17 protein-coding genes are annotated in these 21,526 nt (G+C 73.2%); 10 read left to right on the forward strand and 7 right to left on the reverse strand.

Features of this window, described 5'->3' with window-relative positions; translation table 11 throughout:
- The first annotated feature begins 8 nt into the window (after positions 1-8).
- Both ACIBH1_RS36805 and ACIBH1_RS36810 read left to right on the forward strand, forming a co-directional pair.
- Positions 9-620 (forward strand): dihydrofolate reductase family protein, encoded by a 612-nt coding sequence (locus ACIBH1_RS36805; RefSeq protein ID WP_397318653.1) that lies wholly within the window; start codon positions 9-11, stop codon positions 618-620.
- Between the two features lie 27 nt (positions 621-647).
- Positions 648-1,529: an LLM class flavin-dependent oxidoreductase gene (locus ACIBH1_RS36810; protein WP_397318654.1), complete on the forward strand. Its 882-nt coding sequence runs from the start codon at positions 648-650 to the stop codon at positions 1,527-1,529.
- A gap of 7 nt (positions 1,530-1,536) precedes the next feature.
- On the opposite strand, the gene ACIBH1_RS36815 is transcribed toward ACIBH1_RS36810, so the two are convergent.
- From ACIBH1_RS36815 to ACIBH1_RS36825, 3 genes are read right to left on the reverse strand one after another with little or no spacing between them, the layout of a single operon-like run.
- Positions 1,537-3,489, reverse strand: coding sequence for an ABC transporter ATP-binding protein (locus tag ACIBH1_RS36815; RefSeq protein ID WP_397318655.1), 1,953 nt, complete (start codon positions 3,487-3,489; stop codon positions 1,537-1,539).
- Complete coding sequence (locus tag ACIBH1_RS36820; protein WP_397318840.1) at positions 3,486-5,219, reverse strand: ABC transporter ATP-binding protein; 1,734 nt, start codon at positions 5,217-5,219, stop codon at positions 3,486-3,488. Before ACIBH1_RS36820 ends, ACIBH1_RS36815 begins: the two co-directional genes overlap by 4 nt.
- A complete protein-coding gene (locus ACIBH1_RS36825; protein ID WP_397318656.1) occupies positions 5,219-5,845 on the reverse strand; it encodes a TetR/AcrR family transcriptional regulator in 627 nt (208 codons plus the stop codon). Before ACIBH1_RS36825 ends, ACIBH1_RS36820 begins: the two co-directional genes overlap by 1 nt.
- An 85-nt stretch (positions 5,846-5,930) precedes the next feature.
- On the opposite strand from ACIBH1_RS36825, the gene ACIBH1_RS36830 reads away from it, so the two are divergent.
- Genes ACIBH1_RS36830 through ACIBH1_RS36850 form a run of 5 tightly spaced genes read left to right on the forward strand, consistent with a single transcriptional unit; the run spans position 5,931 to position 15,320 of the window.
- Positions 5,931-6,707 carry an alpha/beta fold hydrolase gene (locus tag ACIBH1_RS36830; RefSeq protein WP_397318657.1) on the forward strand — a complete coding sequence of 259 codons (777 nt, stop codon included), beginning with the start codon at positions 5,931-5,933 and terminating at the stop codon, positions 6,705-6,707.
- Positions 6,704-8,158: a carboxylesterase/lipase family protein gene (locus ACIBH1_RS36835; protein WP_397318658.1), complete on the forward strand. Its 1,455-nt coding sequence runs from the start codon at positions 6,704-6,706 to the stop codon at positions 8,156-8,158. The genes ACIBH1_RS36830 and ACIBH1_RS36835 overlap by 4 nt, the downstream gene beginning before the upstream one ends.
- 51 nt (positions 8,159-8,209) lie before the next feature.
- Positions 8,210-11,083, forward strand: a complete 2,874-nt coding sequence (locus tag ACIBH1_RS36840; protein WP_397318659.1) for an AAA family ATPase — start codon at positions 8,210-8,212, stop codon at positions 11,081-11,083.
- A 23-nt stretch (positions 11,084-11,106) separates the two neighbouring features.
- Complete coding sequence (locus ACIBH1_RS36845; protein ID WP_397318660.1) at positions 11,107-11,304, forward strand: hypothetical protein; 198 nt, start codon at positions 11,107-11,109, stop codon at positions 11,302-11,304.
- A 59-nt stretch (positions 11,305-11,363) separates the two neighbouring features.
- Positions 11,364-15,320 carry a S8 family serine peptidase gene (locus ACIBH1_RS36850; protein ID WP_397318661.1) on the forward strand — a complete coding sequence of 1,319 codons (3,957 nt, stop codon included), beginning with the start codon at positions 11,364-11,366 and terminating at the stop codon, positions 15,318-15,320.
- Positions 15,321-15,384: 64 nt separating this feature from the next.
- On the opposite strand, the gene ACIBH1_RS36855 is transcribed toward ACIBH1_RS36850, so the two are convergent.
- Positions 15,385-16,356, reverse strand: coding sequence for a zinc-binding dehydrogenase (locus ACIBH1_RS36855; RefSeq protein WP_397318662.1), 972 nt, complete (start codon positions 16,354-16,356; stop codon positions 15,385-15,387).
- Between the two features lie 84 nt (positions 16,357-16,440).
- Between ACIBH1_RS36855 and ACIBH1_RS36860 the strand changes: the two genes are divergently transcribed.
- From ACIBH1_RS36860 to ACIBH1_RS36870, 3 genes are read left to right on the forward strand one after another with little or no spacing between them, the layout of a single operon-like run.
- Positions 16,441-17,127, forward strand: a complete 687-nt coding sequence (locus tag ACIBH1_RS36860) for a TetR/AcrR family transcriptional regulator (protein ID WP_397318663.1) — start codon at positions 16,441-16,443, stop codon at positions 17,125-17,127.
- Between the two features lie 19 nt (positions 17,128-17,146).
- On the forward strand, positions 17,147-17,788 hold the full coding sequence (locus tag ACIBH1_RS36865) for a response regulator (protein WP_397318664.1): 642 nt from the start codon (positions 17,147-17,149) through the stop codon (positions 17,786-17,788).
- Between the two features lie 13 nt (positions 17,789-17,801).
- Positions 17,802-18,242, forward strand: coding sequence for a pyridoxamine 5'-phosphate oxidase family protein (locus tag ACIBH1_RS36870; protein ID WP_397318665.1), 441 nt, complete (start codon positions 17,802-17,804; stop codon positions 18,240-18,242).
- Here the strand turns inward: ACIBH1_RS36870 and ACIBH1_RS36875 are convergent.
- From ACIBH1_RS36875 to ACIBH1_RS36885, 3 genes are all read right to left on the reverse strand, one after another.
- Positions 18,199-19,854 carry a GAF domain-containing sensor histidine kinase gene (locus ACIBH1_RS36875; RefSeq protein WP_397318841.1) on the reverse strand — a complete coding sequence of 552 codons (1,656 nt, stop codon included), beginning with the start codon at positions 19,852-19,854 and terminating at the stop codon, positions 18,199-18,201. The two genes, ACIBH1_RS36870 and ACIBH1_RS36875, sit on opposite strands and share 44 nt — an antisense overlap.
- Before the next feature lie 87 nt (positions 19,855-19,941).
- Positions 19,942-20,457, reverse strand: a complete 516-nt coding sequence (locus tag ACIBH1_RS36880; protein ID WP_397318667.1) for a hypothetical protein — start codon at positions 20,455-20,457, stop codon at positions 19,942-19,944.
- A gap of 49 nt (positions 20,458-20,506) precedes the next feature.
- Positions 20,507-21,508 carry an Acg family FMN-binding oxidoreductase gene (locus tag ACIBH1_RS36885; RefSeq protein WP_397318668.1) on the reverse strand — a complete coding sequence of 334 codons (1,002 nt, stop codon included), beginning with the start codon at positions 21,506-21,508 and terminating at the stop codon, positions 20,507-20,509.
- Between the last annotated feature and the right edge of the window lie 18 nt (positions 21,509-21,526).

Raw genomic sequence — 21,526 nt, forward strand, 5'->3', positions numbered from 1 at the left:
GGAACCCCATGAAGCTCACCGTGACCATGTTCATCACGCTCGACGGCGTCGCCCAGGCCCCCGGAGCCCGGGAGGAGGACCGCGAGAACGGCTTCGAGCTCGGCGGCTGGCTGGTGCCGCACCTCGACGAGGACTTCAACGAGGCCACCGAGCGCTGGGCCTCCACCGTCGACGCGTTCCTGCTCGGCCGCAAGACCTACCAGATCATGGAGACCTACTGGCCGCACGTCGACCCCGAGACCGACACGATGTCCGACCAGCTCAACAACCTGCGGAAGTACGTCCCCACCCGCACCCTGACCGAGACCTCCTGGGCCAACACGACCCTGCTCACCGGCGACCTGGTCGCCGAGGTCACCAAGCTGAAGGAGCTGCCCGGCCGCGACCTGCAGGTGCACGGCAGCCCCACGCTGGTCCAGCAGCTGCTGCGGGCCAGGCTCGTCGACGAGCTGCGCCTGCTGGTCTTCCCCGTCGTCCTGGGCACCGGGAAGAACATGTGGCACGACATCGCGCCCACGGGACTGCGGCTGGCCGAGTCGAAGGCGAGCGGCACCGGCGTGATGCTGCAGGTCTACCAGGTCGCGGGCGAGCCGCTGACCGGCGCCCTGGACCCCGCCTGACGGGGGCCGCTGGTGTAGATTCCGGCCATGCGTGCCGGAATCCTGATCCTCCCCGACCAGCGGTGGCAGGTCGCCGCGGACCGCTGGCGGCGCGCGGAGGAGTACGGCTTCGCCCATGCCTGGACCTATGACCACATCGGCTGGCGTGACCTGGTCGACGGCCCCTGGTTCGACGCGGTGCCGACGCTGGCGGCCGCGGCGTCGGTGACCTCCCGCATCCGGCTGGGCACCATGGTCGCCTCCCCGAACTTCCGGCATCCGGCGCATTTCGTCCGCGAGATCATCGCGCTCGACGACGTCAGCGGCGGCCGGTTCACGCTGGGCGTGGGGGCGGGCGGCGTCGCGGGACACGACACCACGGTGCTCGGCCGGGAGCCCCTGACGGCCCGCGCCCGCTTCGAGCGCTTCGCCGAGTTCCTCGGCCTGCTGGACCGGCTGCTGCGCGGCGAGCACGTCACCGAGCGCGGCGACCATTTCACCGTCGCCGACGCCAGGAGCACTCCCGGGTGCGTGCAGAGCCCGCGCGTGCCGTTCGTGGTCGCCGCGCGCGGCCCGCGCTCGATGCGCCTGGCGGCCAGGTACGGCGACGCCTGGGTGACCACGGGTCTCCCGGCCGGCGACATGCCCGGCTGGTGGGCCACGGTGGAGACGGCGGCCGGGCAGTTCGACGAGGCCCTGGCCGCCGAGGGACGCGACCCGGCGACGGCCGGGCGTTTCCTCCTGCTCGACCCGGCCGCACCGGTGTACTCCCTGTCGAGCGCCTCCTTCTTCGCCGACGCCCTGGCCAGGGCGTCGAGCCTGGGCTTCACCGACGTCGTGACCCACTGGCCGCGCGAGTCGGGCTGGTTCGCCGGGAAGGAGGCGACCCTCGAACGGGTCGCCTCCGAGGTGTTGCCCGCCCTCTCGTGAGCCGGGCTCAGTCCACGTCGGCCACGGCCTGGGCGAACTGCGCGGAGTAGAGCCGGGCGTAGGCGCCCTGCGCGGCCAGCAGCGACTCGTGCGTGCCCTGTTCCACGATCCGCCCGTCCTCCATGACGAGGATCAGGCCGGCGTCGCGGATCGTCGACAGCCGGTGGGCGATCACGAAGCTGGTGCGCCCCTCGCGCAGCGAGCTCATCGCCCGCTGGATGAGCACCTCGGTGCGGGTGTCGACCGAGCTGGTGGCCTCGTCCAGGATGAGGATCGCCGGCTGCGACAGGAACGCGCGCGCGATCGTGATGAGCTGCTTCTCGCCCGTGCTGACCGTCGCGCCCTCCTCGTCGATGACGGTGTCGTAGCCGTCGGGCAGGGTGAGCGCGATGCGGTCGACGTGGGCGGCCCGCGCCGCCTGCTCGATGCGCTCGCGGGTGGCGTCCTGCGCGCCGTACCCGATGTTCTCCGCGATCGTGCCGCCGAACAGCCAGGTGTCCTGCAGCACCATGCCCGTGGTGGCGCGCAGCTCCTCCCTGGACATCTCGGCGATGTCGACGCCGTCCAGCGTGATCCGGCCGCCGGTCACCTCGTAGAAGCGCATGATGAGGTTGACCAGCGTGGTCTTGCCCGCCCCCGTCGGTCCCACGATGGCCACGGTCTGGCCGGGCTCGACGGTGAGCGACAGGTTCTCGATGAGCGGCCGGTCCTCGGCGTAGCGGAACGACACGTTCTCGAACGCGACCCTGCCCCTGACCTGCGCGGGCCGGGCGGGCTCGGCGGGCTCGGGCGACTGCTCTGGCGCCTCCAGGAGCTCGAAGACACGCTCGGCCGAGGCCACGCCCGACTGCACGAGGTTGGCCATGCCTGCCACCTGGGTCAGCGGCTGGCTGAACTGCCGGGAGTACTGGATGAAGGCCTGCACGTCGCCGAGCGAGATCGAGCCCGAGGCGACCTTGAGCCCGCCGACGACGGCGACCAGCACGTAGTTGAGGTTGCCGATGAACATCATCGCCGGCTGGATGATCCCGGAGATGAACTGGGCGCGGAAGCTGGAGGTGTACAGCGCCCGGTTGTGCTCGGCGAAGGTGGCCGCGGCCTCCTCCTGCCTGCCGAACACCTTGACCAGCGTGTGCCCGCCGTACATCTCCTCGATGTGGCCGTTGAGCTTGCCGGTCGAGGACCACTGCTTGATGAACTCGGGCTGCGACCGCTTGCCGATCACCGCGGTGATGTAGACCGACACCGGTACGGTGACCAGCGCGATGAGCGCCAGCAGCGGCGAGATCACGAACATCATCACCAGCACCGCCACGACGGTCAGCAGCGAGGAGATGAGCTGGCTCATGGTCTGCTGCAGCGACTGGGCGATGTTGTCGGTGTCGTTGGTGGCGCGGCTGAGGATCTCGCCGCGCGGCTGGCCGTCGAAGTAGCTGAGCGGCAGCCGCGACAGCTTGGCCTCGATCCGTTCGCGCAGCCGGGCCGCGGCGCGCTGGACCACGACGGTGGTCAGCCGGAACTGCAGGATCCCGAAGGCCGCCGCCACCAGGTAGATCACCAGCACCCAGGCGAGCACGTGGGCCAGCGAGGCGAAGTCGATGCCCTGGCCGGGCACCACGTTCATGGAGGCGACCATGTCGGCGAAGGTGCCCTGCCCGGAGGCGCGCAGGTCGGCCACGGCCTGGGCCTTGGTGAGGCCCGCGGGCAGTTGCGCGCCGATGATGCCGGAGAAGATGAGGTCGGTGGCGTGGCCGAGCAGCTTGGGCCCGGTCACGGTCAGCGCGACGCTGACGATGCCGAGCGCCAGGACGACGACCAGCAGCCCGCGCTCCGGCCGCAGCAGCCGCATCAGGCGGCGCAGCGTTCCGCCGAAGTCGAGCGCCTTCTCGGCGGGGCCGCCCATCATCCTGGCCGGCCCGAAGCCGGGCTGGGGGCGGCGGGCGGGTGTCTGCGTGGTCATGCCGCCTCCTGTTCGGTGAGCTGGGACAGCACGATCTCCCGGTAGGTGGGGCAGGTGGTCATCAGCTCGGCGTGGGTGCCGGTGCCGACGACGCGGCCCTCGTCGAGGACGACGATGAGGTCGGCGTCGCGGATGGTGCTCACCCGCTGGGCCACGATCACCATCGTGGCGTCGCTGATCTCCTCGGCCAGCGCCGCGCGCAGCCGCGCGTCGGTGGCGTAGTCGAGGGCGGAGAAGGAGTCGTCGAAGAGGTAGATCTCGGGCCGGTGCACGAGGGTGCGGGCGATGGCCAGGCGCTGGCGCTGGCCGCCGGAGACGTTCGTGCCGCCCTGGGCGATCGGCTCGTCGAGGCCGCCGGGCATCGCCTCGACGAACTCGCGGGCCTGGGCCACCTCCAGCGCGCGCCACAGCTCCTCGTCGGTGGCGTCGGGCTTGCCGTACCTGAGGTTGGAGGCCACCGTGCCGGAGAACAGGTAGGGCGCCTGCGGGACGAGGCCGACGGCGCGCGAGAGCGCGGCCGGGTCGAGCTCGCGCACGTCGACGCCGTCGACGAGCACCTGGCCGGCGGTGGCGTCGAACAGGCGCGGCACGAGGTTGAGCAGCGTGGTCTTGCCGCTGCCGGTGCTGCCGATGATCGCGGTCGTGCGGCCGGGCCGCGCGGTGAAGCCGACGCCGCACAACACCGGCTCCTCGGCGCCCGGGTAGCGGAAGTCGACGTCGCGCAGCTCCAGCTCGCCGCGGCTGTGCAGCGGCGCGACCGGCCGCTCGGGCCGGTGGACGCTGGGCTTGGTGCCGAGCACCTCCTCGATGCGCTCGGCGCACACCTCGGCCCGCGGGATCATCATGAACATGAACATCGCCATCATCACCGACATGAGGATCTGCATCAGGTAGGAGATGACGGCGGTCAGCGCGCCCACCTGCATGTCGCCGCCGGCGATGCGGTCGGCGCCGAACCAGACCACGGCGACGCTCGACAGGTTGACCACGAGCATCACCGAGGGGAACATGATCGCCATCAGCCGGCCGACGCGCAGCGACACGTCGGTCAGCTCGTCGTTGGCCACGGCGAAGCGTTCCTGCTCGTGGCGGTCGCGGACGAAGGCCCTGATGACCCGGATGCCGGTGATCTGCTCGCGCAGGACCTGGTTGATCCGGTCGATGCGCACCTGCATGGTGCGGAACAGCGGGCGCATCCTCACCACGATCACGCTCACCAGGGCGATCATCACCGGCAGCGCGACGAGCAGCAGCGACGACAGCGCCACGTCCTGGCGCAGCGCCAGCACGATGCCGCCGACGCCCATGATCGGGGCGGTGACCACCATCGTGAACGTCATGAGCACCAGGAGCTGGACCTGCTGCACGTCGTTGGTGGTGCGGGTGATCAGGGACGGCGCGCCGAACCTGTTGACCTCCTGCACGGAGAAGTCCTGCACCCGGTGGAAGATCGCGGCGCGCAGGTCGCGGCCCAGGGCCATCGAGGTCCTGGCGCCGTAGTAGACGGCCACGGTCGAGCAGACGATCTGGACGAGCGTCACGCCGAGCATCACCAGGCCGATGCGCATGATCGTGGCGGTGTCGCCCTTGACGACGCCGTCGTCGATGATGTCGGCGTTGAGAGTGGGAAGGTAGAGCGTGGCCAGCGTCTGCACGAACTGGAAGAGGACGACGAGCGTGATCTCTTTCCCGTACGGCCTGAGCTGGGCCCGCAGCAGGCGCATCAGCATCAAGTGGGGCTTTCTGTCGGATCGGTGACGACGGGCGCCACGAGCAGCCCGTCGAGCAGGGTGGAGACGATCTCCTCGTCGTCCATGTCGTCGAAGTCGCCGCCGTGGCCGAAGCCGCGGTGCACGGTGACCGAGACCAGCATGAGCAGCAGTTGCGCGGCGGCCTCCGGGGAGCGGCGCAGCCGGTGGCGGTCGGCCTCTATCAGGGCGGCGATCCCGCCCACGAGGCGGCGTCTGCCGTCCATCATGCGCTCGCGGAAGTCGGCGTCGTCGGCCATCAGGTCCCGGGGCGCGGCCATGAGGTTGGCGTTGGCGCTCATCCTCGCCCGCAGGAGCGTGACGGCCTCGCGCAGCCGGGTGCGCAGCTCAGCGGGCTCCGCGCGGATGGCCTCCAGCGCGTCGACGGCCGGTTGGGGGTCGAAGGCGCTCACGACCGCGGCGCGCAGGAGCGACGCCTTGTCGGGGAAGACCCCGAAGATCGTGCCCTCGGCCACGCCCGCGGCCTCGGCGATCTGGCGGGTGCTGACCGCGGCGCCGTGCTCGCGCAGCAGGGGGATGGTGGCGGCGATGAGGGCGGCACGGCGCTCCTCTGGCGCCATGGCCGGGATACGTCGCCTTTTCGTCATGCTTCGACTGTAATGAGCGAGTACTCACTCAGACAAACCGTTTTCCATCTTGGCGAGAGACCGACCGGCCGGTATGTTCCACGGCATGCCGACCTTCACCGCCGACGACGGCGTCGAGATCGCCTACGAGGTCTGGGACGGGGACCCCGGGCAGCCCCTGGTCCTGCTCCACCACGGGTTCATCGCCAACGGCCACGTCAACTGGGTGGCCCCCGGCGTGGTGGCCGCCCTCACCGCGACCGGACGCCGGGTCGCCGCCATCGACGCCCGCGGCCACGGCGCGTCGGGCAAGCCCCACGACCCGGCCTTCTACGGCGAGTCGCGGATGGCCAGGGACGTGAGCGCGCTGGCCGACGTGCTGGGCGAGCCCCTCTACGACCTGGCCGGCTACTCGATGGGCGCGATCGTCTCGCTGCTCACGGCCGTCTCCGACTCCCGCGTCCGCCGCCTGGTGATCGGCGGCATCGGCGCCGGGGTGGTGGAGCTGGGCGGGGTGGACACCCGCGTCGTGCGCCGCGACGCGCTGCGGCACGCGCTGACCACCGAGCATCCCGCCACGATCGCCGACCCGTCCGCGGCGGCCTTCCGCGCCTTCGTCGAGGCCGTGGGCGGCGACAGGACCGCGCTCGCCGCCCAGGTCGCCGCGGCGCACGACCGGCCGATCCCGCTCGGCGAGATCACGGCCCCGACGCTCGTGCTGGCGGGCGAGCGTGACAACCTGGCCACCAGGCCCGAGGTGCTCGCCGCCGCCATCCCCGGCTCCGTCCTGCGGATGGTGCCAGGCGACCACCTCGGCGCGGTCCGCGAACCCGCGCTCACCCGGGCGCTGGTCTCCTTCCTCAACACCGGAGCCCCCGTATGACGATCACCCTCGACGTGCGTACCCGATCCGGACGGGTGCGCGGCCTCGAGGTCGACGACGGCGTCCTGGCCTGGCGCGGCCTGCCGTACGCCGCGCCGCCCGTCGGCGACCTGCGGCTGCGCCCGCCCCAGGAGCCGCCGTCGTGGGAGGGGGTCAGGGACGCCACCCGCTACGGCGCCCCCGCCCTCCAGCCTCCGCCCGCCGTACCCCTTCCCGTCCCGGGCGGCGCCGAGATCCCGCCCGCGTCGGAGGACTGCCTCTTCCTCAACGTCATCGCACCGGCGGGCGGCGAGCGCCGCCCGGTGCTGGTGTGGTTCCACGGCGGCGGCTACCAGATCGGCCACGGCGCCGACATGGCCGGCGACGGCGGCGCCTTCGTGCGCCGCGACGGCCTGGTGGTGGTGACCGTCAACTACCGGCTCGGCGCCCTCGGCTTCCTGGCCGTCGAGGGCGAACGGCCCACGGGCGCCCACGGCCTGCACGACCAGATCGCCGCCCTGCGCTGGGTCCGCGACAACATCGCGGCCTTCGGCGGCGACCCCGGCCGGGTGACCGTCTACGGAGTGTCGGCGGGCGCCAAGGCCGTGACCAACCTGCTGGCCTCGCCGCAGGCCAAAGGCCTGTTCCACCGGGCGGCCTCGTCGAGCGGCGGCTCGTTCGTGGCCACCCCCGAGCAGGCCGCCGCGGTGGCCGGCCGTTTCCTCGACGTGCTCGGCGCGAAGGCCGGCCAGGTACGGCAGGCGCCCGCGGAGGACCTGCTCGCCGCCCAGATCGCCACCGGTGACGGTCTGGAGACGACGTGGTTGTGGCGCCCGATGATCGACGGGGTGACGCTGACGGGCGAGCCGCTGGCGGCCATCGCGGCCGGGTCCGCGGCCGGCGTGCCGCTGCTGGTGCAGACCTGCGTCGAGGAGTGCTCCCTCTACCAGCTGCTCGCCCCCGACGCCGCCGACCAGGCCGAGCGGGTGCTGACCGGCTACTTCGGCCCCGACCGCGCCGGGCGTGTGCTGGCCGCCTACGCCGCCGCCCGCCCCGACCTCGACCCCGTACGGCTGCGCGTCGAGGTGATGAGCGACGAGCGCTACGTCATCCCCACCATCCGCCTGGCCGACGCGCAGGCCGCCCACGCGCCGGTCTGGCGCTCCCGCTTCGACGGCCCGGTGAGGGGCTTCCCCGGCGGCCCGCTGCCCGCCATGCACGGCACGGACGGGACGGCGATCTGGAGCGGCGCGGGCGGGATGGGCAAGCGCATGAGCCAGGCCTGGGCCGCGTTCGCCCGCACCGGGAATCCCGGGGTGGAGGAGCTGCCGGACTGGCCCGCCTACGACGGCGGGCGGCGGAGCACCATGATCTTCGACGCGGCCGGGCCGTACGTGGCCGACGATCCCCTGGCAGAGCAGCGGGCGGCGTGGGACGGGCTCGGCTGGCAGCCGGGCACCTGGTGGCCCTGACGCGGAGGATGCCCGATTCGCGGGCTTTTTGGCGCTGTGTAAGGTCATGTCGTGATCGCACGTGCGGGCCGGATCGTGTCACCGATGCTGGTGGCGCGCGAGGCCGAGCTGGTCAGGCTGGCGGAGGCGGTGACCGCGGCGCCCTCCGTCGTCGTGGTGGAGGGCGAGGCGGGGATCGGCAAGACGCGGCTGGTGGCCGAGCTGGCCCTGCTGCCGCAGGCCGCCGGGCGGCGATGGCTGAGGGGCGGCTGCGGCCAGGTCCGGGAGCCGTTCCCGCTGGGTCCGGTCGTGGAGGCGCTGCGCGGGCAGGCCGCCGCGCTGGACGGGGCGGCACTGTCACCGGTCACGGGCGCGCTGGGCGCGCTGCTGCCCGAGCTGCAGGCCGTCCTGCCGCCGGCCCCGCCCCCGCTGGAGGACAGGGCGGCGGAGCGGCACCGGGTCCTGCGCGGCCTGGTGGAGGTGCTGTCGGCGCTGGGTCCCGCGGTGCTGGTCCTGGAGGATCTGCACTGGGCCGACCAGCAGACGGTCGAGTTCCTCGCCTACCTGGTGCGGGCGATGCCGGCCGGGTTGTCGGTGGTGCTGACCTACCGGGGCGAGCAGGCCGATCCGGCGTTGCGCGCGGCGACCGCGCGCCTGGCCGACACCCTCACCTGCGAGCACATCGCGCTGAGGCCGCTGGACGTGGCAGGCACCAGGGCGCTGGCCGCGGCGATCCTGCAGACCGAGGAGGTCTCCCCCGAGTTCGCCGAGCACCTGTGCGCCCGCTCCTCCGGGCTGCCGCTGGCGATCCAGGAGCTGCTCGCCATGTTACGGATGCAGGGCAAGCTCATCCGCTGGAAGGGCGGCTGGGCCCGCCGGGCCCTGGACGAGCTGGACGTGCCGGAAGGCGTGCGGGCCCCGGTGCAGGAACGCGTGGCCAGGATGTCGCCCGCCGCGCGCTCGGTCATGGAGGCGGCGGCCGTCCTGCGGCTGGCCGTCCCCGCCGCCACGCTCGCCGGGGTGGCAGGGGTGAGCGGCGCCGAGGCGCTCGACGAGGCCCTCGACTCGGGACTGCTGATCGAGCAGGGCACCCTGGTGGCCTTCCGTCACGTGCTGGCCGCCGAAGCCGTCTACGAGGGAGTCCCGCTGGGCCGGCGGCAGGCGCTGCACGCCGCCGCGGCCACGGCCACCCGCGGCCTGCGCCCGGTCCCGCTCGGTCAGGTCGCCCACCACCTGCGCCACGCCGGCCGCCCCGAGGAATGGGTGGCGGCCGCGGTGGCGGCGGCCGAGCACGCGACGGGGCTGGGCAACGACGCCGAGGCGGCGCGCCTGCTGGAGGAGGTGCTGCGGCACGCCGGCCTCGATCCGGTGCGGCGGGCCGAACTGACCATCCGCCTCGGCTGGGCGGCCACCTACACGCTGCGCATCCCCGCCATCGGCGAGCTGCTCGACGAGGCGCTCGGTCACGAGCTGCCGCGCCGTCTGCGCGGGGAGCTGCGCATGCTGCGGGCCCTGTATCTGGACACCATCAGGGTCGACGACCTGCGCGTACGGCAGGCGTTCGCGGACGCGGTGCCCGACCTGGCCGAGCTGCCGGAGCTGGCCGCTTGGGCGATGGTCGGCCTGGGCGTGCCGACCACGACGGACGTGCCCTTCGCCGAGCGCCTGCCCTGGCTGGAGCGCGCCCTGGAGACCGTGCCCGCCGACGGCGAGCCGGGGCCGAGGGTGTTCGTGCTCGGCAAGATCGCGATGATCTTCGTCAGTTCCGGTGATCCCCGCTGGTGGGCGCTGACCGAGCGGATCCTGGCCGAGACCGGGGGCCGCCCCTCCAGCCGTCAGGAGGTGGGCGCCTACCGCTCCATCGGCGGCGCGGCCGTCGACGCCGGGCACCACCAGGTGGCCGCGCGGCTGCTGGAGGCGGCGCTCGACGCGGGAAGGGGCGCGAGCGGCTCGGCGCGCGACGATCTGACGCTCCGCGCCAGCCTGGCCATGGCCCGCTACTACGGCGGCGCGTGGGCGGGGCTGCGCGAGGAGCTCGCCGCGCTGCGCGAGCAGTGCGACAACCGCCCGTACGAACGCCTGCACATCGACCTCATCGCGGCCTGCCTGGCCCCGGCTCCCAGCAGGCTCGACGCCGCCAGGGAGATGCTCGCCGGGCTGATCCGCGACCTGCGCGTGCGCGGCGACCTCGACATGGCGGCGGCTCCGGTGACCACGCTGCTGCGGCTCGCCCGCGCGCGCGACGAGGCGGGGGCGGCGCTCGCCGAGACGGCCGACGTGGTCGCCGGGTGGGAGGCCAGGGACCTGTGGCCGATCGGCGTGCGGGCCGTGGCCGCGGTGACCGAGGCGCTGCTGTCGGCGGGCCGCACGCAGGAGGCCGCCGACCTGGTCGGCCGCTACGAGGTCCGCACGCGCGGCCTGGACGCGCCGCTCGCCGTACCCGCTCTGGCCCTGGCGCACGGTCACCTCGACGCTCACGCCGGGCGCTGGGCGCCGGCCGCGCGCCGCTACGGCGAGGCGGCGGACGCCTATGCGAGGCTGCCGGCCGGCTACGACGCGGCCCAGGCGGTCGAGCACCAGGCGTCCTGCCTGTTCGAACTCGGCGACCCGGAGGCGGGAGCCACGCTGACGCGGGCCATCGACACCTACACGCGGCTCGGAGCACGCTGGGACCTCGATCGGGCCACGCAACTGGCCCGCCGCCGGGGCCTGCGCGCCACCAGCCGGATCCGGGCGGGCGAGGACGGAGAGGCGGCGGGCCTGTCCGCCCGGCAGGCGCAGGTCGCCAGGCTGGCCGCGGACGGGCTGACCAACCAGGAGATCGCCCGGCAGATGTTCCTGTCGCCCAAGACGGTCGACAAGCATCTGGGCGCTGCCATGCGCAAGCTGGGCGCGCGCTCGCGCACCGAGCTGGGGCGTCACCTGGGAGGCACCCCAGGGGCCTGATCCGAAGTTGGGGTGTTCACCCCATGCCCGCCCCATACCTGCGTTTCGTGGGCACGCGCGACCCTTACCTCATGCCCGACGACACGCCGGCAGGCACCGGTCACGTGCCCGGTCCACCGCACCCCGAGCTCCCACCGGACGAGCCCGAGAGCGCGCAGGAGGTGTCCGAGGACCCCGCCGCCGAACCCGCCGAGCCACCCGACGGCTTCGAGCCGCTCTGACCCGACCCCGAAAGGCGAACCCCCCTCATGAGCAGCAGCACCACACGGGGAGGTGCGGCGTGAACCGGCTTCGGCGCGGATCGCTCGCGCTCTCCTCGGTTCTCGCGCTGGTCACCGCCACGCTGGCGGCCCAGCCCACCGCCTCCGCCCAGGCGCAGACCCAGACGTCCCCGCCGGTGACCCTGAAGGGCGTCGGCAAGGGACCCCACACCGTCACGCTCATCACCGGCGACAAGGTCACCCTGACCGCGACCGGCACCGGCCAGTACACGATCGACCGGCTGGGCGCGCCGAGGGCAGACGGCCGCACCGCCTCGCTGTTCGTCCGCACCGGCCCCGACGGCGTCTACGTCCTGCCCGACGACGCCTTCCCCGCGATCCAGTCAGGCCTGCTCGACCGGGAGCTCTTCAACGTCAGCTACCTGGCGGAGAACGGCTACACCGACGCCGAGACCCGTCAGCTGCCGGTCATCGTGCAGTACCCGGAGGGCTTCGCCTCCGCCAGGAGCTCGGCCGACGCCCTGCCCGCCAGCGCGCCGACGGCGACCCTGGAGAGCATCGGCGGCGCCGCGCTCGACGTCGCCAAGGACGAGGCGGGCACGTTCTGGGCCGCCCTGTACGGCAAGCCGGACGCCCGCGGGACCGCGCGGCTGCAGGGCGGCGTCTCCAAGGTCTGGCTGGACCGCAAGGTCAAGGCCGACCTGGCCGAGAGCGTCCCGCAGGTCGGCGCGCCGCAGGCGTGGAAGGCCGGGCACGACGGCGCGGGCGTGACCGTCGCCGTCCTCGACACCGGCGTCGACGCGGGCCACCCCGACCTGGCCGGCAAGATCGTCGAGGCGCGCTCGTTCGTCCCCGGCGAGACCGCCAAGGACGGCCACGGCCACGGCACCCACGTCGCCACCACCATCGCCGGCTCCGGCGCCGCCAGCGACGGCGCGAACAAGGGCGTCGCGCCCGGCGCGCGGCTGCTCGTCGGCAAGGTGCTCGACGACGGCGGCTCCGGCGACTCCTCGGGGATCATCGAGGCGATGGAGTGGGCCGCCGCCTCCGGCGCCAAGGTCGTCAGCATGAGCCTGGGCGCCAACGCCACCGACGGCACCGACCCGATGAGCCAGGCCGTCAACGACCTGACCGCCGCCACCGGCGTGCTGTTCGTCATCGCCGCGGGCAACGACGGCGGCCAGGAGACCGTCGCCACGCCAGGCACCGCGGACGCCGCGCTGACCGTGGGCGCGGTGGACAAGTCGAACCAGCAGGCGCCCTTCGCCAGCCAGGGCCCGCGCGTCGGCGACGGCGCTCTCAAGCCCGACATCACCGCCCCCGGCGTCGACATCGCCGCGGGCCGCGCGGCGGGCACCGCGATGGGCGCCCCCGTCGACGACTTCTACACCAAGGCCTCCGGCACCTCGATGGCCACGCCGCACGTGGCGGGCGCGGCGGCGATCGTCGCCCAGACCCGCCCGGAGTGGACGGCCCCGCAGCTCAAGGCCGCGCTGATGTCGACCGCCAAGGACATCGGCGGCACCGTCTACGAGCGCGGCGCGGGCCTGCTCGACGTGGGCCGCGCCGCCTCCCAGACGGTCGTCGCGACGACGCCGAGCATCGACTTCCGCCTGGTCGACACCTCCGGCAAGCCGCTGACCCGCGAGCTCACCTACAGCAACCAGGGCGACCAGCCCGTCACCCTGACCCTGAAGCCGGCCATGGAGCGGCTCAGCGTCGCCGACGCCACCCTGACCGTGCCCGCGAAGGGCACCGCCACCACCACCGTCACGCTCACCACCGAGGGGCTGCCCGTCGGCATGTACGGCGGAGCCGTCACGGCCGAGGCCGGGGAGCTGCGCCTGACCACCCCGGTCGGCGCGGTGCGCGACGTGCCCACCGTCGAGCTGACCATCCGCACGGTCGGCCGCGACGGCAAGCCGATCACCCCCTTCGCCCAGGACGTCATCGACCTCGACGGGCGCAAGGGCCAGCTCGGCCCGCACATGATCGTCGAGCACGGCGTCGTGGTCACCCGCGTCCCGCAGGGCACGATCAGCGTGCTGCAGATCGTGGAGTGGACCGACGCCGACAGCAGGCGCAACCGGGCCTGGCTGTTCGAGCCCGAGCTCACCGTCACCGGCGACACCGAGATCACCTTCGACGCCCGCGACGCCACCCAGGTGCGCTTCAGCACCCCCAAGCCGGCCGAACCGCTGAACAACGGCTACAACGCCTTCTACCAGCGCACCAACGCCAAGGGGCAGGCCTTCTCCGGCTTCCTGGTCAACGGCGTGCCCACCGGCTCGTGGGGCAAGCTGTGGGTGACGCCCACCGAGAAGGTCACCAAGGGCTCCTTCCGCTTCTCCTCCCAGTGGACGCTCGGCCGCTCCGAGGTCGCCATGAGCGTGCTCGGCCGCCGCGGCGCGACCGACCTGGACCCGGCCGTCAACCTGCACTGGCAGGGGAAGGTCAACAGCCACCCCGATTGGAGGCCATTCGCCGGCACCGCCGACCTGCGGGTGGCGGACGTCGGACGGGGCACCCCCGAGGAGATCGCCGGGCGCGACCTGCGCGGCAAGCTCGTCCTGATGGCGGCCGAGGGCGTCGTCGACATCTTCGGCAACCCGGAGTGCGGGGTGCAGATTGACCGCATCGGCCCCGTCAGGGACGCCGGAGCCGCCGCCCTGCTGGTCTACCCCACGGCCGACGTCGCCTGCCCCGTCCCGCTGCCGATGTGGCAGCCGCCGTTCACCGGCGAGCCCAAGCCGATCGGCGTCCCGGTCGCCTACCTGTCGACCAAGGCGGGCCTGGCGCTGCAGGCGCAGGCCGGGCGCGGCACGGTCACCGTCCGGGTGGAGGGCCACAGGTACTCGCCCTACACCTACGCGCTCACGCCGTACGAGGAGGGGCGCATCCCGGCCTCCATGCACTACACGGTGCGTGAGCGGGACGTGGCGCGCGTGGACCTGGACATCCGTGCGCCCCAGGCGAAGGGGTTCTGGGAGTGGACCTACGCCTACAAGGTCGACGACGCCGCGCGCTGGGGCATCTCGCCCTCCGAGTCCGACCTCGTCGGCGTGGCGCCGCAGGTTCGCACGGAGTACGTGTGGCCGCTCGACCCCTCGATCCTGCGGCTGCGCGGCATGGCACCCGATCCCGCGGGCACCGAGGGCGTGAACAGCCGCTACGTGACCGAGGTCTTCACCCGGCCCGGCCGTACCCAGCAGGTGTGGTTCGCGCCGGGCACGCCGGGCGCCGGGACGGTGTCGGACGCCACGGCGTCGCTCCACGACCCGAAGGGCGGGGTGCTGGAGCAGCAGCCGCTCGGCATCAACTGCGCGATCTGCGTGCAGGGCGACAAATTGTGGGCCGACTTCTCCGAGGTCTCCGGCGTCGGCGCGACCCGCGTCGACAGCGACGCCTACTGGTCGACCGCGCAGCCGTTCACCCCGAACTACGAGACGCGCCTGTACGTCGACGGGAAGGAGATCGCGAGGGAGGGCGTGGAGCCGCAGGCTCCCAACGCACCGCGCTACACGGTGCCCGGCACGGCGGGCGTGTACCGGCTGACGGCCAAGAACGCCGCGCACGACGTCGAGTGGACCTTCACCGGCCCGCCCGCCGCCGACGCCGTCCAGCCCGGCGTGGCGTGCAACTCGTGGTTCATCGAGGGATTCGGTGAGCAGTGCCGTCCCACGCCCGCGGTGTTCGTCAGCTACGCCTTCGGCGGCGGCCCCGACAACGCCGTGCGGGCGGGCCACCGGCACACCTTCCAGGTCGAGGCCTACCACTCGCGGTCGACGGCGCCGATGCCGAAGATCGCCGGGATGAAGCTGTGGGCGAGCACCGACGACGGCGCCACCTGGCGGCCCGTCACGCTCAAGCGCGACGCGGGCGGCCTGTACACCGCCGACGTGCGCTACCCGCACCTGCGGGCCACCACCGGAGCGGTCAGCTTCCGGGTGGAGGCCTGGGACCAGGCGGGCAACCGGGTCAAGCAGACCAGCACCCGCATCCTGCCCCTGCGGTAGCCGGCCGCCCGGGTCCGCTCGCCGAGCGGGCCCGGGCATCGCCGGGAGGTGCGGTCCGTCGGGCTCAGCCGCGCACCCGGAGCAGGGTCTTGCCGATCGTGGCGCGCGACTCGATCGCCCGGTGCGCCGCGGCCGCCTCCTCCAGCGGCAGCACCTGGCCGATGACCGGCCGCAACTCCCCCTTGGCCGCGAGGTCCAGCGCGTCGGCGATGAGCGCGCGGGTCTCGGCCGGGCTCGGCGGCGCGGTGAGACCGATGACGGCGACGGAGCGAGCACGAAGCTCGTCCTCGTCCAGCTCGGCCGCCGCGCCGCTGGCCATCCCGTAGACGCTCACCCTGCCGCCCTCGCGCAGCGCACCCACCGCCTCGGCGCCGATCCGGCCGCCGACGCCGTCGAAGACGAGGTCGAGCCCGGCGCCGCCGGTCGCCTCCACCACCTCCTCCAGCCAGCCGGGCCGGGAGTAGTCGACGTAGCGGGCCGCGCCGAGCGAGGTGACCAGGTCCGCCTTGCCCGCGCCTCGCGCGGATCCGATCACCCGGGCGCCCGCCGCGGCGGCGAGCTGCACCAGCAGGCTGCCCACGCCTCCTCCGGCCGCCTCCACCAGCACGTGCTCCGACGGCCTCACCTCGGCCTGCCGGTGCAACAGCAGGGCCGTACGCCCGTCGGCCAGCAGCGCGACCGCGTCCTTCAGCTCCAGCCCCTCGGGCACCGGGACGGCGTCCTCGGCCCTGGCCAGCGCCCGTTCGGCGTATCCCCCTTCACCACCCGTCGTGGTGACGACCACCGCCCCCACCAGGGCGGGGTCCACACCAGCTCCGACGGCCACGATGCGGCCGCCCACGCCGTTGCCCGGCGTCCGGGGAAGGGCGGGCCTGCCGAAGGGCCCCTCACCCGAGCGCACCTGCGTCTCGACGAACGTGATGCTCGCGTACTCCACCTCGACCAGCACCTGGCCGGCCCCCGGGACCGGATCGCCGACCTGCCGCACCCGCAGCACCTCCGGCCCGCCGAACTCTTCCATCACCACGGCTCGCATGACTCACCTCAAACGGATAGATTCGCTTCGTTTGGCAAGCTATAACGGAGTGAATCGCTTCGCAAGGCGGCTACAGTGAGCGGCATGACCCGCAAAGCCCCCCGGCACGCCGAGGCGGAACGCAACGACCAGGCCCTCCTGGAGGCCGCGAAGAAGGTCCTGGCCGTGGACGGGGCGCACGCGTCGGTGGCGGCGATCGCGGCTCGCGCCGGAGTCGGCATCGCCAGCCTCTACCGCCGCTACCGCTCCAAGGACGAGCTCTTCCAGCACCTGTGCGCGCTCTCCCTCGACCAGTGGATCCAAGCGGCCGAACGCGGCCTGGCCCACGACGACCCCTGGGAGGGCCTGGCTCACTACGTCGGCGCGTGCGTCGAGTTCAGCGGCGGCTCCCTCGGCCCGCTGGCGGGCACGATCGCCGTCACCGACGAGATGGCGGCCAGATTCACCCGGTCCGACGAGCTCATGCGGGAGCTCGTGGAGCGGGCGCACCGGGCCGGAGTGCTCAGGGCCGACGCGGGAACCATGGACATCTCGCTGCTGATCGAGCAACTCGGCAAGTCGTCCCTGATCGAGCAGCTCGACCGCCAGGGCCGCACGGACCTCGTCGACGCGGCCCGCGAAGCCCGCCGCCGCACGATCGCCATCGCCCTCGACGGCCTGCGCGCCGGCCATCCCCCGCTGCCGGGCGGCGAACCGGACCCCGCCCTCCTGACGGGACGCTGGGACCACTCACCGCCGGACGGGACTTTGGTCCCTACCCGCCCATCCTGACGCGAGATAGCGTCCAGGCATGATTCGCGTGTTCCTGCTCGACGATCACGAAGTGGTCCGGCGGGGCGTTGCCGCCCTGCTGGAATCCGAGGAGGACATCGAGGTCGTCGGCGAGGCCGGGACGGCCGCGTCGGCGCTCGCCCGCGTCCCCGCGCTCCGGCCGGACGTCGCCGTCCTCGACGTCCGCCTGCCCGACGGCAGCGGCGTCGACGTCTGCCGCGAGGTGCGCTCCAAGCTGCCCGGGCTGAGCTGCCTGATGCTGACCTCGTACGCCGACGACGACGCCCTGTTCGACGCCGTCATGGCCGGGGCATCCGGCTACGTGCTCAAGCAGATCCACGGCTCCGACCTGGTCGGCGCGGTGCGCACGGTCGCCTCGGGGCAGTCGCTGCTCGACCCGCAGACCACCGCCGCCATGCTGCACCGGCTGCGCGAGCAGGCCGCGCGCAAGGACCCCCTCCAGGCGCTGTCGGAGCAGGAGCGGCACATCCTGGAGCTGATCGGCGAGGGCCTGACCAACCGGCAGATCGGCGAGCGGCTGTACCTGGCGGAGAAGACCGTCAAGAACTACGTCTCCAACCTGCTGGGCAAGCTGAACATGCAGCGCCGCACCCAGGCCGCGGCGATGGTGGCCCGGCTCAAGGCCGATCGCCACGACTAGAAGGGGAAGGCGTATGGAGTACGACGCCTCCGGTCTCCAGGTCCTGTCGCGGCCCGAATGCCTGGAGCTGCTCTCGACCGTGCGGATCGGCCGGATCGTCTTCACCGACCGCGCGCTGCCCGCCGTCCAGCCGGTCACCTACCTGCTCGACGGCCAGGCCATCGTCATACGGACCGCCCAGGGATCCAAGCTCGCCGCCGCCACCCGGCAGGCCGTGGTGGCCTTCGAGGCCGACGAGTTCGACGCCGACGAGCGCACCGGCTGGTCGGTCACGGCCGTCGGCCACGCCAGGGCGGTCCTGGAGCCCGGGGAGCTGGCGCGGCTGGCCGGGCTGCCCCTGCGCGCGTGGGCGCCCGGCGGGCGCGACCACTACATCACCGTCACCATCGAGCAGGTGACCGGCCGCCGCATCACAGCGGCACGTGCCAGCGGATCCGCGTCCCTCCCCCGCTAGGCGTCTCCAGCTCCACCGCACCGCCGAGCTGCGCCGCGCGGTCGTCCAGGTTGCGCAGGCCGCTGCGCCGCCGCGACTCGCCGATCCCCACGCCGTTGTCCTCCACGACGAGCGTCAGTTCGCCGTCGGCGACCTCGGCCAGCACGTCGGCGCGACCGGCCCTGGCGTGCCGGACGACGTTGGACAACGCCTCGCGCAGGACGGCCAGCAGATGCGCGGCGTGCGCCTCGGGGACCTGGTGGTCCAGTTGCCCCTCCATGCGCAGGCCCGGCATGAAGCCCAGGTGGCCGCGGGCGCCCTCGACCAGGTCCACGATCTGGGCGCGCAGGCTCGGCGAGTCCGCCTCGCGCACACCCTGCAGCGCGAAGATGGTCGAACGGATCTGCCGGATCGTCACGTCCAGCTCGTCGATGGCGTGCTGCAGCCGGCTGGAGGCCTCCGGCCGCTCGACCAGGCGCACCGCGCTCATCAGCGTCATGGCGATGGCGAACAGCCGCTGGATGACGACGTCGTGCAGGTCCTTGGCGATCCGGTCACGGTCCTCCAGCAGGCCCAGGCGTTCGGCGTCCTTGCGTGCCTCGGCCAGCTCCAGCGCGATCGCCGCCTGACCGGCGAACGCCTCCAGCATCTTCTGGTCTCCGCTGGAGAACGGGATGCGGCCCGGCCGCTTGGCGAGCATCAGGGCCCCCCGTACGGCAGGCGGCGCGCCGAGCGGGATGACCATGCCAGGACCGAAGCCCAGCCGCTTCAGCGGGGAGTCGGCGTAGGAGGAGTTCTGCAGGTTGCCGTCGCTCACCGACTCGCCCCGGGCGAAGGCCACCCCGGCCAGGCTGCCCTCCATGGGGACGATCAGGTCGGCCGGGACGTCGCCGTCGGCGATCTCCACGCGCAGTCCCCCGTTCGACGGCAGCAGCACGGCGGACAGGTCGGCGTCGGTCATCCGGCGGGCGCTGGCGGCCATCATCCGCAGCACCTCCCGCGACTCGACGCCGGACAGCAGGCTGGTGGTGATCTCCGACGACGCCCGCAGCCAGGTCTCCCGGCTGCGGGTCTCCTCGTACAGGCGGGCGTTCTCCACGGCGACGCCGGCGGCGGTGGCCAGGGCGATGACGATCGCCTCGTCCTCCTCGTCGAACTCGGCGCCGCCGCGTTTCTCGGTCAGGTAGAGGTTGCCGAACACCTCGTCGCGCACCCGGACCGGCACGCCGAGGAAGCTGCCCATCGGCGGGTGACCGGGCGGGAAGCCGTACGACTCGGGATGGTCGGAGATGCGGGCCAGCCGCAGCGGCCTGGCGTCCTTGATGAGCAGGCCGAGCAGCCCAAGGCCGTGCGGCCAGTGCTCGATCGCGGCGATCTCCTCCTCGCTCAGCCCGACCGGGATGAACTGCAGCAGCGTGTGCTCCTCGCCCACCACGCCGAGCGCGCCGTAGCTGGCGTCGACGAGGCTGGTGGCGGTCTGCACGATCCGCCGCAGCACCGTCTCCAGATCCAGGTCGCTGCCGACCGACACGACCGCGTCCAGCAGGGCGTGCACCCGGTCGCGGGTGGCCAGGACGGCGTTCAGCCGCACCTGCAGCTCCGACAGCAGTTCGTCCAGGCGCATGTTCGGCATCAGCGGATTCGACACATCAGCGAGTGTGGCACCCACGCAGGCGAAACGCCCATCCCCGCCGGGGATGGGCGCCAGTGGTGACTCCAGCTACTTCAGGTACGGCCGGCGCACGTACCCGCCCAGGCCGAACGTCCGGCCGGCGCCGGCCAGGGCCAGGCCGATCAGCACCAGGGCGTAGACGAGGTGGTCGTCCATGAACGGGTTGGTGTCCAGCGGCAGCCCGGCCGCCCACATCATCACCAGCAGCAGCCCGCCGGCGACGGCGGCCACCCGCAGGCCGATGCCCAGGATCAGCGCGGCTCCGATGCCGAGCAGACCGGCCATGAACAGCCAGTCCACCCACGCCTGCCCGGCCAGGCCCGAGAAGAAGCCGCCCAGGGCGTTCTCGCCGGCGCCCTTGAGGAAGCCGGTGGTGGGGCTGGCGCCGTTGACCCAGGCGCGCTCGGCGGGGGTGGCGAACCCCCAGCCGAAGGTCTTGTCGAGGAAGGCCCACAGGAAGATCCAGCCGAGGCTGATGCGGGTGGCGGCCCACACGTAGTCGACCGGCCTGGCGATGGCCGCCCGGGGCGTGGTGTCCGTGACGTGGCGGGGGATGGTGGTCATGACGTCCTCCTTCTTATGGCTCCATCACATCGGTCGGGCCCGCGTACGGTTAGAGACCTTGGTCCCGGACTTCGAGGACCTCCGGCAGGGCCCGCCGGGTGCCGGCGCCGTCGTCGAAGGTGATCCCGAGCCGCATGATCATCTGGGGGAAGCGGCCGGCGCACAGCTCCGTGCGCAGCAGCTCGCGCATCGGCGGCAGTTCGAGCGCCTGGGTGTGGAAGGCGGCGCTGATGCCGTACCCGGAGGCGTGCAGCAGGACACGTTGCAGGGCCTGGCCGGCGGCGACCCACTCGCGCCTGCTGTCGCCGGAGGTCGTCAGCAGCGCCACCACGCCGGGTGAGGTCGACATGCGCTGGTCGGTGGGCGCGCCCCAGCCATGGGCGCCGCCGTAGTCGCGCTGCGCGAAGGCCGGTTCCGTGCGCGGCGGCGTGTCGGGGTAGCCCCCGGCTGGGACGCCGTCGCCGCGCGGGCTTCCCGGTGGGGCGGCCCACCTGACCAGCTCCAGGGTGAAGCGCCGGTCCACCGATTGCAGGGCCTGCGCGGCCGTGGTCAGCGCCGACAGGACCTCGATCGCCCGCGGATGCTCCACCGGCGTCAGCAGCGCGCCCTCCGCGCCGGCCTGCTGGACCAGCGCCTCGATCGTCCTGCCCGGGACGGGCAGCGTGGTGAATCCGGCCCGGTGGGTACGGCGGACGCGGATCTCGCCGCCCAGCCGCAGGACGTACTCGTCGGGAGTGACCCGACCGCCCACGCGCACGATCGCCAGGAGCGCGGGCCTGTCGGGGTCGGGCAGCACCAGGACCTCGGGCTCGTAGCCCTTGCAGCGCACCATCGTGCGCAGGGTGAACAACGACGCTCCGCCGCTGATCAGCATCTGCCTGCCGGCCGGGTCGCTGACGCGCAGCCGGCGGTCGCTGTCGGCCCTGACGCTGATCTCCTCGCCCGCGACCGCGAAGGACCACGGCTGCGTGTTGTGCACGGAGGGCGCCCAGCGGGCGGCGTCCACCGCCTCGCGGATCGCGTCGGACCTGGTCACGGCATCGCTTCTCATGCCCTCCAGCGCAGCAGC

The organism is Nonomuraea sp. NPDC050663, from assembly GCF_044456985.1.
GTDB lineage: Bacteria > Actinomycetota > Actinomycetes > Streptosporangiales > Streptosporangiaceae > Nonomuraea.